The 16,361-nt window shown below is 43.8% G+C and carries 19 protein-coding genes; 5 read left to right on the top strand and 14 right to left on the bottom strand.

What is annotated here, in order from left to right; translation table 11 throughout:
• Nucleotides 1-4 precede the first annotated feature (4 nt).
• Both OCV29_RS01005 and bioH read right to left on the bottom strand, forming a co-directional pair.
• Complete coding sequence (locus OCV29_RS01005; protein WP_073603714.1) at nt 5-481, bottom strand: ATP-dependent Lon protease; 477 nt, start codon at nt 479-481, stop codon at nt 5-7.
• A gap of 147 nt (nt 482-628) precedes the next feature.
• Entirely contained in the window at nt 629-1,396 is a 768-nt protein-coding gene (gene bioH / locus OCV29_RS01000) for a pimeloyl-ACP methyl ester esterase BioH (RefSeq protein ID WP_073603713.1), read from the bottom strand.
• A gap of 92 nt (nt 1,397-1,488) precedes the next feature.
• Here bioH and OCV29_RS00995 point away from each other — a divergent pair, with 92 nt between their 5' ends.
• The 4 genes from OCV29_RS00995 (at nt 1,489) to cysQ (ending at nt 4,395) form a co-directional block, all read left to right on the top strand.
• Nucleotides 1,489-2,193 (top strand): ComF family protein, encoded by a 705-nt coding sequence (locus OCV29_RS00995; protein ID WP_084193310.1) that lies wholly within the window; start codon nt 1,489-1,491, stop codon nt 2,191-2,193.
• A 124-nt stretch (nt 2,194-2,317) separates the two neighbouring features.
• On the top strand, nt 2,318-2,902 hold the full coding sequence (nfuA, locus tag OCV29_RS00990) for a Fe-S biogenesis protein NfuA (protein WP_073603712.1): 585 nt from the start codon (nt 2,318-2,320) through the stop codon (nt 2,900-2,902).
• Between the two features lie 99 nt (nt 2,903-3,001).
• The gene (gene nudE, locus OCV29_RS00985) at nt 3,002-3,562 is read left to right on the top strand and encodes an ADP compounds hydrolase NudE (RefSeq protein ID WP_073603711.1); all 561 of its coding nucleotides are present in this window, start codon (nt 3,002-3,004) and stop codon (nt 3,560-3,562) included.
• A 2-nt stretch (nt 3,563-3,564) separates the two neighbouring features.
• Entirely contained in the window at nt 3,565-4,395 is an 831-nt protein-coding gene (gene cysQ / locus OCV29_RS00980) for a 3'(2'),5'-bisphosphate nucleotidase CysQ (protein WP_073603710.1), read from the top strand.
• Nucleotides 4,396-4,478: 83 nt separating this feature from the next.
• Here the strand turns inward: cysQ and OCV29_RS00975 are convergent, their stop codons facing one another.
• From OCV29_RS00975 to gspC, 12 genes are read right to left on the bottom strand one after another with little or no spacing between them, the layout of a single operon-like run.
• Nucleotides 4,479-5,246, bottom strand: a complete 768-nt coding sequence (locus OCV29_RS00975; RefSeq protein ID WP_139281576.1) for a type II secretion system protein N — start codon at nt 5,244-5,246, stop codon at nt 4,479-4,481.
• Nucleotides 5,247-5,250: 4 nt separating this feature from the next.
• Entirely contained in the window at nt 5,251-5,742 is a 492-nt protein-coding gene (locus OCV29_RS00970; protein WP_073603708.1) for a type II secretion system protein M, read from the bottom strand.
• A gap of 10 nt (nt 5,743-5,752) precedes the next feature.
• The gene (gene gspL, locus OCV29_RS00965) at nt 5,753-6,997 is read right to left on the bottom strand and encodes a type II secretion system protein GspL (protein WP_073603707.1); all 1,245 of its coding nucleotides are present in this window, start codon (nt 6,995-6,997) and stop codon (nt 5,753-5,755) included.
• Nucleotides 6,951-7,994: a type II secretion system minor pseudopilin GspK gene (gspK, locus tag OCV29_RS00960; protein WP_073603706.1), complete on the bottom strand. Its 1,044-nt coding sequence runs from the start codon at nt 7,992-7,994 to the stop codon at nt 6,951-6,953. The genes gspL and gspK overlap by 47 nt, the downstream gene beginning before the upstream one ends.
• Entirely contained in the window at nt 7,987-8,622 is a 636-nt protein-coding gene (gspJ, locus tag OCV29_RS00955) for a type II secretion system minor pseudopilin GspJ (RefSeq protein ID WP_073603705.1), read from the bottom strand. The genes gspK and gspJ overlap by 8 nt, the downstream gene beginning before the upstream one ends.
• Nucleotides 8,606-8,971, bottom strand: coding sequence for a type II secretion system minor pseudopilin GspI (gene gspI, locus OCV29_RS00950; protein WP_073603704.1), 366 nt, complete (start codon nt 8,969-8,971; stop codon nt 8,606-8,608). The genes gspJ and gspI overlap by 17 nt, the downstream gene beginning before the upstream one ends.
• A complete protein-coding gene (gspH, locus tag OCV29_RS00945) occupies nt 8,958-9,539 on the bottom strand; it encodes a type II secretion system minor pseudopilin GspH (protein WP_073603703.1) in 582 nt (193 codons plus the stop codon). The genes gspI and gspH overlap by 14 nt, the downstream gene beginning before the upstream one ends.
• A 27-nt stretch (nt 9,540-9,566) precedes the next feature.
• Nucleotides 9,567-10,007: a type II secretion system major pseudopilin GspG gene (gene gspG, locus OCV29_RS00940; RefSeq protein ID WP_073603702.1), complete on the bottom strand. Its 441-nt coding sequence runs from the start codon at nt 10,005-10,007 to the stop codon at nt 9,567-9,569.
• A gap of 54 nt (nt 10,008-10,061) precedes the next feature.
• Complete coding sequence (gspF, locus tag OCV29_RS00935) at nt 10,062-11,285, bottom strand: type II secretion system inner membrane protein GspF (protein ID WP_073603701.1); 1,224 nt, start codon at nt 11,283-11,285, stop codon at nt 10,062-10,064.
• Entirely contained in the window at nt 11,285-12,760 is a 1,476-nt protein-coding gene (gspE, locus tag OCV29_RS00930) for a type II secretion system ATPase GspE (RefSeq protein ID WP_073603700.1), read from the bottom strand. The genes gspF and gspE overlap by 1 nt, the downstream gene beginning before the upstream one ends.
• Nucleotides 12,760-14,790, bottom strand: coding sequence for a type II secretion system secretin GspD (gspD, locus tag OCV29_RS00925; RefSeq protein ID WP_073603699.1), 2,031 nt, complete (start codon nt 14,788-14,790; stop codon nt 12,760-12,762). Before gspD ends, gspE begins: the two co-directional genes overlap by 1 nt.
• A gap of 33 nt (nt 14,791-14,823) precedes the next feature.
• Nucleotides 14,824-15,684, bottom strand: a complete 861-nt coding sequence (gene gspC, locus OCV29_RS00920; protein ID WP_261887389.1) for a type II secretion system protein GspC — start codon at nt 15,682-15,684, stop codon at nt 14,824-14,826.
• Between the two features lie 278 nt (nt 15,685-15,962).
• On the opposite strand from gspC, the gene hslR reads away from it, so the two are divergent.
• Nucleotides 15,963-16,349 carry a ribosome-associated heat shock protein Hsp15 gene (hslR, locus tag OCV29_RS00915; RefSeq protein WP_073603698.1) on the top strand — a complete coding sequence of 129 codons (387 nt, stop codon included), beginning with the start codon at nt 15,963-15,965 and terminating at the stop codon, nt 16,347-16,349.
• Nucleotides 16,350-16,361 lie beyond the last annotated feature (12 nt).

Genomic DNA, 16,361 nt, shown 5'->3' with positions numbered 1-16,361 from the left:
CAGTCTATAAAACTGCCAAAACTTCTGAAGGAATATTCGGTGCAATGGCATAGCCATAATGATATTTAATCACGACCCGCCGTCTCGCCATTTTTCCTTCATTTACCGCTGCATCAATAATATGCTTCGGAAACCTGAACCGGACAATATAGCCCTTTCCCTGATGCTCACTATAAGTCGATAATGCGAGCAATTCAAAGAGGCGCTCCAGTTCCCCTTTCGATTCCTCCCGGTACGCTGAGCTGCCATGATGCTCTTCATCAGCATCTATTTCATACTCAGGGTGCTCGCTCGGATCCCAGGATGAACTTCTCCGACGCTTATCATCAGATTTAATCTGACGTTCAGCATTCGATTTCTCCAGCTGGACTGTCGGTGTCACCGGCTCTCTGACCCGGTTTTCACGCGCAGCCTGCTCCGTCTGCATATTTACCGATGGGGCAATAAGTGGCACACTTATATTATTCGGTGACACAATCATAGCCGAAATCTCCTCAGCATCGCCCGGCTCACTCAAATCTCTCAGATGAAATTTTTCATGATCCGATTACTTATCGGCCAGGTCTTTCAAAAATTTAGTCGCTGCTGCCGTTTAAGCAATTTTTCCATCCGGATATTGCTCTGATCATCAGGATGCTGCAAATTCAAGAACCTGATGACAAAAATCATCGGTCTCTGTAATAAAAGGCGCATGTGAAGAACGGGAAAAAATACAAGACTGACTTTCCGGAACCAGAGTGTTCAGATCATTGGCTACCTGAACCGGCACCAGACCATCCAACCTTCCATAAAGACGTAACAGGGGAACAGAAATATCAGACAATTGCGTTCTCATATCAATATCTGACAACATTTTGAGACCAGAAAAAAGCGCTTCAGGCCGCGGAGCAGGTCTCGAAAGCACTTTTTCTTTCAACGCTTTTACATCTTGTCTGGCCGTCGGGCTTCCCATCGCCTGAAGTGCCATGAAACGTTCTATCGTCAGTTGAAAATCGTCAACTAACTGTGAAGTAAATGCTTTCAAGACTTTCGGTTGAATCCCGCGCCACTCATCCTGGGCAGCAAATTTGGGAGAACTGGCCACTGTGATGAGTTTTTTAACCCGTGCAGGATGATTGAGTGCGATATGCGTTGCAATCAGTCCTCCTAATGACCAGCCCAGCCATACAGCCTGTTCAGGCGCGCCCTGAAGCACAAGTAACGCTGTCTCTTCAATCGAAGATGCACAGCAATGCCCACTGTGGCCGTATCCGGGTAAATCAACCACATGAACCCGGTACTCATGTTTCAGAATCTCAACCGTCTGATCCCAGACAGCGCCATTCATCCCCCATCCATGGATTAACACCAGATCCGGACCTTCCCCTTCTGTCTGCCAATGCAAAACCTCAGACATGACTCGCACTCTCTCCTTCTTAATTCATACACAAGTTACCATAGGTCCTGAGAAAATTGCATGGATTATTCATTTACATCCGGATGTGCACGATGCGCTATCAAAGATTCAAAAATACCATTTGCAAGATGATTCCACGCCAGTGTCCATTATGCGAGCTGGAACTTTATGCGGCCGAAGGCCACTGGTGCACTCACTGCATGCGTTGGTTTGAATCCAGCCCCCGGTGCCAGCGGTGTGGAGAACCAACACTGGAGCCTGTCAGTATCTGCGGGCAGTGCCTGAGTCATCCGCCTCTCTGGAACAAACTCTACTGCCTTGGGGATTACAGTTTTCCGCTTAATATTTATATCAGCAAAATCAAATATCAACGTCAGTTCTGGCATGTATTTCCCCTGTGCCAGCTGTTGGCACGCCAGATTACGGAACCAGCAGAACAGTTAATTTCAGTCCCCATGCACTGGCAACGTTATCTTATCAGGGGATTTAATCAGAGTGACCTGATCGCTTCACGGCTCAGCCGCTTACTCAACACCTCTTATAGTTCTGGCATAGTGAAGAAAAATCATGCTACCCGGCCACAGCAGAAACTAAGCAGACAAGCCAGATTACGGAATCTGAACTCTGCATTTGAACTGAAATGCCACACAGATAAAGCACATGTAGCAATTGTCGACGATGTTGTCACTACAGGTACAACAGTCAGTCAACTATGCCATTTATTACAACAATCCGGAGTCAGAAAAATTGATATTTACTGCCTGTGCAAAACCCCGGAAAATCATTTATCCAATTGAAATTATCCATAAAAAGTCCAGACAAACATAATTCAGTTTATTTGAATATATAAAATGATTGGCTCATCGATTTCACAAGAGTAGAATGGCGCTAAATAGTCTACAAATATAGTCGGGTATTGTCGTGTCAAATATTATTATTACAGAATCAGCTCAGGAACACTTTGTCAAACTACTGGAACAGCAGCCGGAAGGTACTAATATACGGGTTTTTGTCGTGAATCCTGGTACCCCGAATGCCGAATGTGGTGTTTCATATTGTCCGGTGGATGCTGTAGAGAGTACCGATACTGAGATGAAGTTTCAGGGTTTCTCCGCGTATATTGATGAGTTAAGTCAGCCTTTTCTCGAAGATGCTGAAATTGATTTTGTGACGGATAAAATGGGGTCTCAGCTCACACTGAAGGCTCCGAATGCAAAAATGAAAAAAGTTTCGGATGACGCACCACTGCTTGAGCGTGTTGAATATATGATTCAAACACAAATCAATCCCCAGCTTGCCGGTCATGGTGGTCATATTCAGTTACTGGAAATTACTGATGATGGCACAGCTGTGATTCAGTTCGGTGGCGGCTGCAATGGTTGTTCGATGGTCGATGTCACACTGAAAGATGGCGTTGAAAAAGAGTTACTGGCACATTTCTCTGGTGAGCTGAGCGCCGTAAAAGATTTAACTGAACATGATCGCGGTGAACACTCTTATTATTAATTTTGTGATAGACAGATGAAATAGCAACAAACTATGCTTTTCAAAATCGCAAATTTTCTCATATAGTTAAAACTGTAAGTTCCTCCGAGGTATGAAGGTATGTCCGTCAAACAGTGTCCTGAGATTCTGAATATTACAACCGTCGCTGAGTCACGTCTTTTCACGGTCGAATCACTGGACTTATGCTTTTCAAACGGAGAGCACCGGACATATGAACGAATGCAACCCCGGGGAAATAGCGCAGTGATGATGGTCCCGGTGACACCGCAGGGAGATTTACTCCTTGTCCGGGAATATGCGGCAGGAACACAGCGTTATGAATTAGGCTTCCCGAAGGGCTTAATTGACCAGGGAGAAACCGCTGAAGAAGCCGCGAACAGAGAATTGAAAGAAGAAGTCGGTTTTGGTGCAAACCAGCTGATATTCCTCAAAGAAGTGATTCTTGCCCCTTCCTACTTTTCCGGGAAAATGAGTTTGTTTATCGCCAGGGGGCTATACCCTGAAAAACTGGAAGGTGACGAACCAGAACCCCTTGAAGTGATTCGCTGGCCTCTGAACCAGGCGACGGAATTATTATCTCACCTCGATTTCTGTGAATCACGTTCTGTTTCTGCACTACTTCTCGCACTACACCACCTGAATCTGACAGGGGAGAGATAAATATGACAACTCCCGACTATTCTCATTTAATCCCTCAGGTTATTGAAATCGCCAGAGCTTCCGGACAGCTCATCCTTGACTATTATCAGACGAAAAATTATGAAGCCTATACGAAAAGTGATGAGACCCCGGTTACCAGTGCTGATATTGCGGCTCACAAGCTGATCATAAAAAAATTGAATGCGCTAACACCATCTATCCCGGTTCTGTCCGAAGAAGCCGCAGACATCAGCCTTGAACAACGTTCTGAATGGTCAACCTACTGGCTCGTTGATCCTTTAGATGGCACACAGGAATTCATCGCCCGTAGTGGAGATTTTGCAACGATTATCGCACTGGTCAAAGATAATCAGCCGATTATGGGCGTTGTTTATGCTCCTGTATCTGGCGTGACCTATTATGCTTATAAAAATAAAGGCGCCTGGAAAATCCCGGACATGTCCGAAAGTATTCCAATAAAAACGCACTATCACGAAATTCCGCAGTCTTCAATTGCGATTGCCATCAGCAGACGACAGGATATTAACAAAATTACCAGCCGGCTGAGTTCTGTCTGGAACTATGATTTAGTGCCTCTTGGCTCTGCAGCCTTGAAAGCATGTCTGGTTGCTGAAGGCTCTGTGGATTGCTATCTCAGATTAGGTCCAACTGGTGAATGGGATACGGCAGCAACTCAATGCATCGTGGAAGAGGCCGGAGGACGGATTTTAAGCACCAGTCTGGCTTCTCTGTCTTATAACTTGCGTGAAACTCTGGAAAATCCGAATTTTATCGTCATCGGAGACCCTGAATTACCCTGGAAAGAGATTCTGCAGAATAAAAATGAAAGATGAACCGAATACAGCGTTTATCAGTATAAAAAAAACTGCTCTTAAAGAGCAGTTTTTTTATACTTGGTGAGGCTTAGGGGTTTATCTTATAAATGTCCATCAAACCTGAAATTATATCGCCCCTGTCCATCAGCTCTGAGTCCCATTTTCAACATTTTTTCCAGAGATTCAGGAAATCCCGGAGCTGGTTGCAACCAACCATTTAACTGATATTTTCGATTCGCATCCATAGTTACAGAGTACTCACTCATCAATACCTGTGATCTCTGTTTTCCTTTCACAGTAATCTTGTTACTTTCACATGTCATACCCGCAGATACTTTCTCTAAAGGCAGAGATTGCGCCATCAGTGACACCTGAGCATTCTCCCAGATAAAATCAACATTCGCTTTCTCACAGAAAGGCTCCCTGAATACATACGCTTTGATCGATACATTCACAAGCCCTTCAGCTGTCGCCGGAACAGGGAGCGGTGCATGATCAGCGATCGTTTGGGCGGGCACAGAAAAATGAAAATCTTCTAAAAAAGGACGCCCCTGAAAAGAGGCACCTACGCCGCCTCTTCCCTGAATGTGCAAATCACTCTGACGACCGAATTTGACAGAGGCAAATAACCGGCCTGTAAATAAGTCAAGAGGGTGTATTTGCCAGTCAAATGTTCCCAGAGATTGCCTCTGCCAACGAATTTGTTGTAAATGCCCATGCCATATCGTGCCTTGCGGCGAAGCGAGCTCAACTCCCCGCGGGAGTTGCACAAATTTCAAGACAAATGCTGCCGGAAGGTGGACAACCAAACTCATACAAAAAATAAGAAACACACCCATAACAGAAGCAATGACTTTCTTCCTGCTCACCGCACTACCCCCGCTTCAATTGTAATCGCTTCACTTCGATCATTCCTTCCTGCTTACCCCGCTCAATATCCATCACATTGACCTGGATACCATACTTTTCCTGCAAAAATGTAAGCCAGTCAATAAACTGATTAAATGATAAAGGTTCAATCCAAACCTGAAGCGTCTGCGACATCGGCTGAATTCTGATCAACCGGATTCCAAACTGGCGTGTTGAATTCGTAATTAACTGGTTCAGTGGTTTATCAGAAGAAACAAAACCACCATGACCTCTTAATCCGGTAATTTTGTTCGCTTCGGATACCACCCAGTTATAAAGATTCTGCTCAGAACTTAATTTACTGACAGCCATCGCCTTTTGTTGCTGCAATGGCTGGATCAGACCCGCATAAACAGCACCAACGACCGCAAAAATTGAGATAATTAATACAAGCTTTTGTTCTCTGAGTGATAATGATTTCCACCAACTCTGACAACGGCTCACCCATAGATTCATAACTAATTGCCTATTTTCTTTTTAGTGTATAAAAGCCCGCAACCTGCTTGTTCGCTCTGTTCAATGGGCCCTGTTCAACATCAAAGTATTTTGACAGCTCCTTCTGTGCTGCTTCAAAACTCTGGAAGTTAGAGCCTGTGACATCAATACGAACGGTTCCCTGTTGACCATCATAATGGATCCGTTGAAGGTGTAGATCTTTTACCTTGCTCAGTGTTTTTGATAAATCCTCAAACAGAGAAATGGCAGAGCTGTTATTATCTCCACCAGACAAAAGAGCCACTTCATTCTTAATTAAACGCTTCAGATAACTCACTGTCGGAATCTTACGGCGATCCGGGAACAAAGTCCGGAAGACATGTTCACTTTGATCTCTTAAACTCTGCGCTTCTGACTCAAGCCGTTTAATTTCCAGTGAGTGAGCAACAACGGTTAATACAACCAATGCCGCCAAAGCCAGAAGACTCTTACGCCAAATCTTCCAGGATTTCAGCCAGGAAGACGACTTCTTAAACGCGCCAGTCATCAGGCTCACCGGACTATTCAATGCGCCCCTGAGCAATAATGAAAAAACCGAATCCGCAAGACTCTCAGTCCAAACCTGCTGTTGGTTGTCTGCTGACTCAGGTTTGGGAGAAAAGGTTGTGACAGTGACTGGTACCCGTTCATCGCTTTCATCACTTTCTTCATCAGACACGGTCTGATTTTGACAAAGTAATGGCATCCATCCATGCTCTATGCACATGCCCTGATATTCGCCCTGACGTAGCAACCATTCGTCACCCAATTGCAGCGCTGTCATTGCATTTTGTCCACTTTCAGGCATCGGTAATGCAAGAATATCAGGTAACACCCGATCGACGATCATTCCGGCTTCAGAAAAAAGAGCCAGAACACTTTCCATCCAGTCATAATCAACAGCCGCAGTGAAGACTCGCTCACCTTGCTTTGACAGTACAGAAAAATGTAATGCATCGGCATCCTGAGCTAAATCGTCCTCTACCAGATAGGGTAACATTTTTTCAAATTGACGGGTTTTACCTGAAGGCAATGAAACTTCTTTTAAAATAACATCAGCACCAGAAAGGAGAACAATCACCGGACGCTGACCAGCCTCTTCAGCAAGTTCACTGACTTCCTCCCAGGAATTCAGTTCTCCTTGTTTTCCAACAGATGTTGGTATGTCTGAACCAATCCACCAATAAACTTTACTGAGTGGCTGGTTGCTCAGACGAACGAGCAGATATTCGCTCACGCTCTCCTCCAAAGCGACGGCGAATAACCGTCACATTTTCTCTATCATCACTATGTAGTAAACTACGTATTCTCACGCGGGCATCGTCAACAGAAACCTGCGCATCTAATTCAAAATAGGTACTATCGATACCCAGATATTTTTTTGCATTTGAAAGTACATTGTCACTGACAGCAGATAATTCACTCTCAGCTAAAAAATCATCAAGGCTGCTCCAGCCGGCGAAAGGACGATTCTGAATTAACTGAACTGCCGACGCCTTACTTAAATATGGATGAAAAAGCGCAACAAACAAATTCGCCTGTTTTTCAGAAACTGTATTGATGTTGAGCTTCCAGGTGGTCTCCGGCAACGCACAGATCAGCGGAAGCAGTTTCTCCATCGCCTGACCAGAAACCCCCTGAATCGCTCTCAACTCAGTAGCATCAGCCAGTAAACTATCAGGTGCAACATACGCCGGAGACATCGATTCATAATAGCTGTCTTCAACACCACTCTGTGTATTCACCGTCTGGTTGGAATCAATATATTCGTATGTTGAATCGGCGATTAATTCCGCCTGATAATTTTCAACTGAGGCCGATTCCAGTAAATACTGAAACACTTGCAGTAAATAAGGCCGCTCAGAACTTCCAGGCTGCATATTCGCTTTTTCTAACACATTCAGATTGAAACAAGCCTGCATATCAAAAATATCCCCTTCAACAGTGCCATAATCAAGTGGATACTTTCTTCCTCTGACAGCCCAGGGCTGACTCATATTGACCGTGTCATCATCATCCTGATAGCTATTTTCAATCGCTGATTCAGCCAACGCCTCAACAGCAATGCTATACCAATAAGCTTGCTGATACATAATCTGGTGACTTGCCCTTTTATACTGCGTAAACAAGCGTTCAGACATAACAGCCGCAATGGAAACCATCATTGCCAGCAGTAACAGCACAATAATCAGTGCAACCCCTTTATTTTTCCTGAATGAGTTGCTTCTAATCATCTGACGCACCTAACTCAGCACCGGGCGTTAAATAAATTCGCTCAATTTCACCGTAGTCTTTTAATTTAAATTTCACACCAACAGCATTAGGCAAAGCCGCACCATTATCCCAGGTATCCACCCACTTCTTTTTGTAGTAATAACGAAATGTCATTGATTCAACCTGCGTTAATAGCTTCATCACATTTCCTGAATCGCCAACAGGTGTATCAGGATAACGCCACCAAATACGCTGTAATTGCTCATCGATGACTCTGTATCCAACCTTTGTCACTTCTCCTCTTGGAAATTGCATTTGAGGATTCAGCCATCCATATCGGGTAAACATGATGCCCTGTGAATCCGATGACATTAAATTATCTTTCGCAACCAAAAGTAATTTACCTGGCTTTTCGCCATCCGTTCTGAACTTACGAAGCGCCATTTGCCTGAAATCATTATCCATGATAGCCAGTGTTCTTTGTATTTCAGCCAGACGCTGTTCCTTTTCATGGGTGACAATGCTACTTGTTTGTACCTGATTCAAAACCTGATACGCAGCAACCGACAAACTGGCAAGGATAGCCAAAGCAATTAATACTTCGAGCAGGGTAAAACCTTTATTTTTCTGTCTAATAATTCTGCTCATTCTTTATATAACTTCTGACTGTTACGATGGATGATCCGGATTTTTTCAGCGCGACACTCACATCAAAGGCCTTTAATTCAGGCGACTCTGTTTTGATCACTGAAATCTTCCAAAACCAGGTCCGGCCGGCCATTTCATCTTTACCTTCCCGATTAGAAAGCGTTCCGGGAGCAAGCATTACTTTTGCCAGCTGATTATCAGCGACCATAGAAGCAAAGGCTTTCTCTTCAAGCGTCTGAATAGTATTCACATGCTGGCTGACCGCTCTGATCACACTCATTGATGCCGTTGCAAAAATTGCCAAAGCCACCAATACTTCCAGCAATGTCATCCCTTTATTTTGCTTCATTGCGACTCTCTTCCGGGGATTTAATCCGCAGAACGCCATCAGATGAAGATGTCACCGTCCAGTATTGATCCGGGGTTGATGATGCCCAAAAATGAAGAGAAAATGCCGTCATCTCACCACTGGTAAACATAATCACCTGAGGCGTATAGACCTTTTTTTCTTCATCTTCTTCACCAAAGTCCATCTCTTCAAAGAGTGAACCGGGTTTAAAAAGACGATCGGCGTTATTCCAGACTTCCCCACCCAGTTCAAAACGAAACCCAACATCATCCTCAACCGAGACCACTTTGTTAATATCTGATGATTGCAGAGGCTGCCACCCCTCGTTCGTTAACATAAGAAAGTCAATCTCATGTTTGGCTTCATCCACATAGACGCCGAAATTTCTGCCACTGAAAATAGCTTCTTCACTTAACAACTGCATTCTCTGGTACAAACGCTCTGCATTTTTTTTTGCAGTTTCCTGAGAATTGTCCGGTAATGTCATCACCACAGCCATTGCGCTAAGAGACAGAACCAATAACACCAGTAAAATCTCAAGTAATGTAAAACCTTGCTTATGCTTCATGGTTCCGGCTCACTTCAGGCTGACATATTACTGGAAGTCAAGTACATTCCAGTTACCGATATCGGCATTCGCTCCTTCACCGCCTTCTTGTCCATCAGCACCCAGAGTAAAGACATCAATCTTTCCTTTATCACCAGGACTCAGATACTGATAAGCATTACCCCAAGGGTCATTTGGCAAACGTTTAATATACCCGCCATCACGATAATTTCTTGGATCAGGATTAGACGGCTTGGTCACCAATGCTTCTAATCCCTGATCAGTTGTCGGATAGACACTGTTATCGAGCTTGTACATATCCAGTGCATTTTCGATCGATACGATATCCGCAATCGCTTTTTTCTGGTCTGCCTTTTCTTTGTTTCCTAACAGGTTAGGCACAACAAATGTCGCCAGAATCCCCAAAATTACTACAACGACCATCACTTCCAGTAATGTAAAACCGGCAGTCTGTTTTCTTGTTTTCATTCCCACTCCAACTTTTTTATATTCACGTACAGAAGTATGCTCAATTGACCCGCTTTAACGCGTCATCAAATTATTCATTTCCAGAATCGGCATTAATGTCGCCATCACAATAAACAGGACAAGCCCGGCCATCAAAGCTATCAACATCGGTGTAAACAACCCCAAAGCAATATTGACTGTTGCCTCAAACTGCTCATCCTGATTGTCTGCCGCCCCAATCAACATCGTTTCCAACTCACCACTCTGCTCACCACTGGCAATCATATGCAACATCATTGGCGGGAATAGTTTTGTTTGCTGTAAAGAGCTCCGGATACTGGCACCCTCTCTGACAGATTCAGCTGATTCCTTTACTTTTTCTCTGATGTAAGAGTTACTCACAACATCCTGAGCAACCATCATTGCATCAAGAATAGGAATACTACTGGAAGAACAAATCGCTAAGGTTCGGGCAAACCGGGAAGTATTCAATCCACGGATAATTTTACCTATCATAGGCACTGAGAGAAGTTTGCGATCAAATGCCAAACGTATATGCGGTTTTTTCAGCGCGGCCCGGAAAACGAACCAGCTACAGATAATCAGGACAACAACTAACCATCCCCATGACTTGATAAAATCGCTGGAATCCAGCAAAAACTGAGTCGATGCAGGAAGTTTCTGCCCCATTTGTACAAACTGCCCCACAATTTTCGGAACAACAGCAGTAAGCAAAAAAGAAACGATAGCGATTGCAAAAAAAACCAACACAATCGGATATATCAAAGCCTGTAACAGCTTCGAACGCATTTTTTGACGGTGATCGGTATAGGTCGCAAGACGGGATAAAACCAGATCCAGATGTCCTGATTTCTCACCCGCAGACACCATAGAACGGAATAAACTATCAAATATATGAGGATATTCAGCCAGACTATCCGCAAGAGAAAAGCCTTCCGTCACTTTAGCTCTGACACTGGTCAATACCGTCCGGATATTCGGTTTTTCAGTTTGCTCAATGACCGCCTGGAGGCAGGACTCCAGAGGCATACCAGACTGAATCAAAGTAGATAATTGCCGGGTCAGCAGTGCCAGATCGCTGGAGCTGATCCCTCGCTTCCAGGACATTTTTTGGGATCCAGAAGTATCACTCCGCTGGGATTGCGTCTGCGTGACTTCAATAGGCGTCATTCCCTGCTCTTTAATTTTCTGCCGGATATGACGGGCACTATCTCCTTCCAGTACACCTTTTTTTCGTTTACCTTTCTGATCCAGTGCCTGATATTCAAATACAGCCATCAGCCCTCCTCTGTCACACGGATCACTTCTTCAAGTGTTGTGACACCGGCTCTGGCTTTATCCAAACCATCGCTACGAATACTTGGATAATTTTTCCTGATAAAATCTTCAATCGCTTGTTCACCCGCTTCGGTATGAATCAAAGCTTTTACTTTTTCATCAACAACCAGCAATTCATGAATCCCGGTTCGCCCACGATATCCTTTGTGATGACATTTTTCACAACCATCAGGCGCATACAGAGTCAAGCTGTCATCAGCGCCCAGGCCAAATAACTTTTTCTGATCAGCGGTCGCTTCAAACGGTTTTTTACAGTCAGAGCACAAAGTCCGCACCAGACGCTGAGCCAAAACTCCGACTAAGGATGAAGAAATAAGGAAAGACTCAATCCCCATATCCCTGATACGGGTCACCGCACCAATCGCTGTATTGGTATGCAATGTCGACATCACAAGGTGCCCTGTCAACGATGCCTGAACAGCAATCTGAGCGGTTTCAAGGTCACGAATCTCACCGACCATGACCACATCCGGATCCTGACGTAAAATCGCACGTAACCCTCTGGCAAACGTCATATCAACTTTTGCATTGACCTGAGTTTGGCCTATCCCATCAATATCAAATTCAATCGGGTCTTCAACGGTAAGAATATTTTTCTCTGTGCGATCCAGTTCCTGTAACCCCGCATAAAGTGTTGTTGATTTACCGGAGCCCGTTGGTCCAGTGACTAAGAGAATACCATGCGGGCGCTGAATCAATTCCCGGAACTGAATATAAATCTGCTCAGTCATCCCCAGGTCTTGTAAATTCAGCCGGGTCGCATTCTTATCAAGAATACGCAGAACCACCCGTTCACCGTGAGAAGATGGCATAGTCGAAACCCGGACATCAACAGCCCGGCCACCAATACGCAGGGAAATACGCCCATCTTGTGGTACCCGTTTTTCAGCAATGTCGAGTTTCGCCATAACTTTCACACGGGAAACCAACAAAGGCGCCAGTTTTCTGCTGGGTGAAAGAACTTCACGCAGCATCCCATCCACACGAAAACGGATCGAAAGAGACGCTTCAAATGTTTCGATGTGTATATCTGAAGCTTCTTCCTTAATCGCTTCACTCAACATCGCATTAATCAATTTAATGATTGGGGCATCATCGTCAGAATCTAAAAGATCTTGATTTGCCGGTAATTCCTCAGCCAGCGCAAAGAAATCATCACTATCCGCTCCCAGATCCTCCATCAACTGCCGTGTTTCAGAAGAATCTCTCTGATACACAGCGGTGAGTTTGGTTTCAAAGTCATCAACTGAAAGCGGTATCAGTGTAAACGGGGTTTTTAGAGCCCGCTTCGCTTCAGCTAATGCTTCAAGTGATACTGGGTCAACGTAATACATAAATGATGACCCCGTGTCAGGAGAATCTTCAAACACCAGCTGAAAACGATTAGCAAAACTAAAAGGTAAGCGCTGCACAATTACTCCTGTTTAGAACTGACTTGTTCAAGGAATGACTGGATTTCAGCCGGATAACGACGTTGAGATTCATAAGTTGGTAAGACAGGTACATCTTTATTGTCCATCAACTTCAGCCCTTCTTCTGCTTTCAACAGTTGTTCAGCCCGGATGTAATTATATTTTCTCTGAGTCACACCATCCGCTGTTACGCCGTTACGGATAATCGTTGGCTTGATAAATACCATCAGGTTCTTCTTCTCAACCTTAGTACTGGTCGAGCGGAACAAGTATCCAAGCAGAGGAATGTCACCAAGGAAAGGTACTTTTGATTCACTTTCCTGAGTTCTTTCATCAATCAAACCACCCAGCACCAGCATTTGGCCATCTTTCACCATGACTGAAGTATTAAGCTGGCGCTTAGCAAAACGCACGTCAACAGCACCACCAGCGGCAAGAACGTTAGAGACTTCCTGATCGATATTCAGCAGGACAGAATCACCCTCATTAATCTGAGGCTTCACTTTCAGCTTAATACCAACTTCCTTACGATCAACGGTCTGGAAGGGATTCGAGTTACTGGAGCTTGAAGTCGAACCGGTTAAAACAGGGACTTCTTCACCGACGACAAACGATGCTTCCCCATTATCCATCACCGTAATACTTGGAGAAGATAGAATATTCGAGCTGGAATCAGTCGACACAGCACTCAGTAAAGCTGTCCAGTCGCCCATGACGATACTAACCGCGGCACCTTCAACACCACTCAGTGCACTGGCAAGACTTGAATAATCTCCCGATTCAGACGTTGTATAAGGACGACGGTTTCCGTTATTGTCTGTGTAATATTCCGTACTTTCCTGATCTTTAGCCTCTTCAAGACCAACCATGACATTCCCGATAGAAGCCCCGGTATTACTAAACTGAATTGCAGAGCCACTCTCGATAGAGCCCCACTGGATACCCAGGTTAATCCCGTCACCTTCAGCCATTTCAACAATCAGTGCTTCAATCAGGACCTGAGCACGACGAATATCAAGTTGGGAAACCACATCGAGCAAAGAGTTCATGATATCTTTTGGTGCGCTGATAATCAGAGAGTTAGTCTCTTTGTGCGCAGCAATGACAACATCCGTCCTTTTTGAGGACTTTGTTGATTTTCCTTCACCCTGCTTTTCGGCCTGAATGTTATCGGAGACACCTTTCAGAACATCAACTAAATCTTCAGCTTTTGCATACTTCAGATAAACAACCCGATGATTGCTCTTTGTTGCCATCTCCACATCAAGATTTCTGATCAGACGTGAGATCCGGGCACGGATCTTGGGATCACCTGAAATTAAGATAGAATTGGTTCTTTCATCTGCAACCAGCTTTGGCTTCAAAAACTCAGGCATTCTTTTTGAGTTTTGGTCTTTACTCAAAGCCTCAACAATTCTGACAACTTCCGGAGCAGATGCATTTTCCAGCGTCACGACCGCTATATCGGTATTACCAGCGCGGTCAACACGTTCAATAATTTTTGCCAATCGGTCAACGACTGCTGAACGGCCCGTTAATAAGATGATATTAGCTGGATCATAATGCACCACATTTCCGGAGCCAGCATTATTTACCAACTGTCTCAGCAGTGGAGAAAGCTCTTTAACCGACACATTGTGAACCGATACAACCCGCGTAATGACGCTGTCAGCGCTGGTTGTTTCAGATTCATCCAAAACGGGGATTGCTGATGTTTTAGCGTCTTTCGCTTTAATAACTTTCAGCACCCCGTTATCCATTTCTACAACTGCAAAGCCATAGACCTGTAATACATTTAAGAAGAAACCATAATACTGCTCATCACTGAGTGTATCGTAACTGCGAACATCAATTTTCCCACGAACGACAGGATCAACAATGATTGTTTTATGAAGATTCCGACCAACGATATTGATGAATTCCTGAATATCAGTGCCTTTAAAATTAATACTATATTCATTCGCTAAGGTCATTGGAGAAATAATTACACTTCCCAGCAACAACCACGTACTCTTTTTTAGCCAATGCTTCACGTCTAAACTCCCTAATCCTTAGCGACGTTGCTGTTAAAATTGAATATAAATGTCATGAGGTTGACCGTCTCTCTCAACTGTAATTTTCATTTCTGATAAATCCGATAACTCAGAGCTAATTTTTACCATTGCATTCTTGTCCGTCAGATCAACATCATTAAGTTTTACAGCGATATCCCCACGTTTTAATCCGACAGATTTGAAAAGCTCCGGTGATCGTCCGGGACTTAACCGGTAACCAATCACTGCATTATTTCTTTTAATCTGAGATAAACGTACATACTGAAAAAGATTTTGAGGGTTATTTGAAAGTTCTTGTTTGATTTGTGCAAGCTTTTTATCAGATGTATGACGGGCACGTTCTGTCAATCTGGCTGGCGCCTGAGGTTTTTTCTTTATCGGTCCCATTTGTTCATAGAGTTTTGGATCAATATTTTCAAGCATGAGCGTTTCATCTCTGCCTGAGTTATTGATAATAACCCGATCCGCTAATACTGCTTTCAGCGATGCTCGGGTTCCCTTAATCTGCTCATCCAGGCCATATGTGTCCTGCTCGCCTCTCAACGCAATAATTGCAAGATTACCATGAGTTTCATCACTGACGACCACACCAACAAGCTTTAAGTTTAATTTTGTTTTGGGCGCATTCACCATCACTGTACTTTGTCCGGGCTTTGTACTTCGGTTGAATGTACCAAATAAATTTTGTTGTTTGACAAAACGGCTATCAAAGACTTTCTTTGATCCCGCATGTTCTGCTGCTGTGGGTTTCCAGACTGGAGCATGGCTAGGGTCACTATGAAAAGGCATCCACACTGCTTTTCCCAGAAACCATGCAAAAATAGCCCACAGAACGACTGTTAAACCAGTACTCAATAAATTTTGATGATTCAAAACAGAACGGCACAAGGATGAAAATACAGTTGTTGCTGAATGTTTAATTTTGAGATCAAATTGCTGCAATTTTGTTACCTTTTCCTAGCTTTCCGTTGCAAATCAAGGGATACCTTATACTCGCATCTTATGAAACAATGATTAATATATCATACCAAGATCGTGATCCAGTGCTTTATGCGCGATTTTATACTTTTTCTTGAAAATAGCGCTGAAAATCACCATTTATAGTATTAATAATATGTTTCTACCAAATTACTTAGAGGAGAATATCTTCTATGAGTTCCCTAAATGAACCAGTTAGATTAGATAAATGGTTATGGGCAGCAAGATTCTATAAAACCCGTTCCATTTCTCGTTCTATGATTGATGGCGGAAAAGTCCATTATAACGGACAACGTACCAAACCCAGTAAAATAATTGAGATTGGTGCCATCATCACATTACGACAGGGATATGAAGAAAAAACAGTGGTGATTGAAAAAATATCAGCGCAACGGAAAGGCGCGCAGGAAGCGCAAACACTATATACTGAAACCGCTGAGAGTATTGAAAAAAGAGAATTCAATAGCCAGCAAAGAAAAATGAATGCCCATAATCCAAGTCCTGATAAGCGTCCGGACAAAAAGCAACGACGTAATATTATTAAATTTAAACATCAATAAAGAGCTGGAGTT

Source organism: Vibrio aerogenes, assembly GCF_024346755.1.
In the GTDB taxonomy this organism is placed as follows: domain Bacteria; phylum Pseudomonadota; class Gammaproteobacteria; order Enterobacterales; family Vibrionaceae; genus Vibrio; species Vibrio aerogenes.
This window is presented reverse-complemented; position numbering and strand designations above follow the sequence as displayed.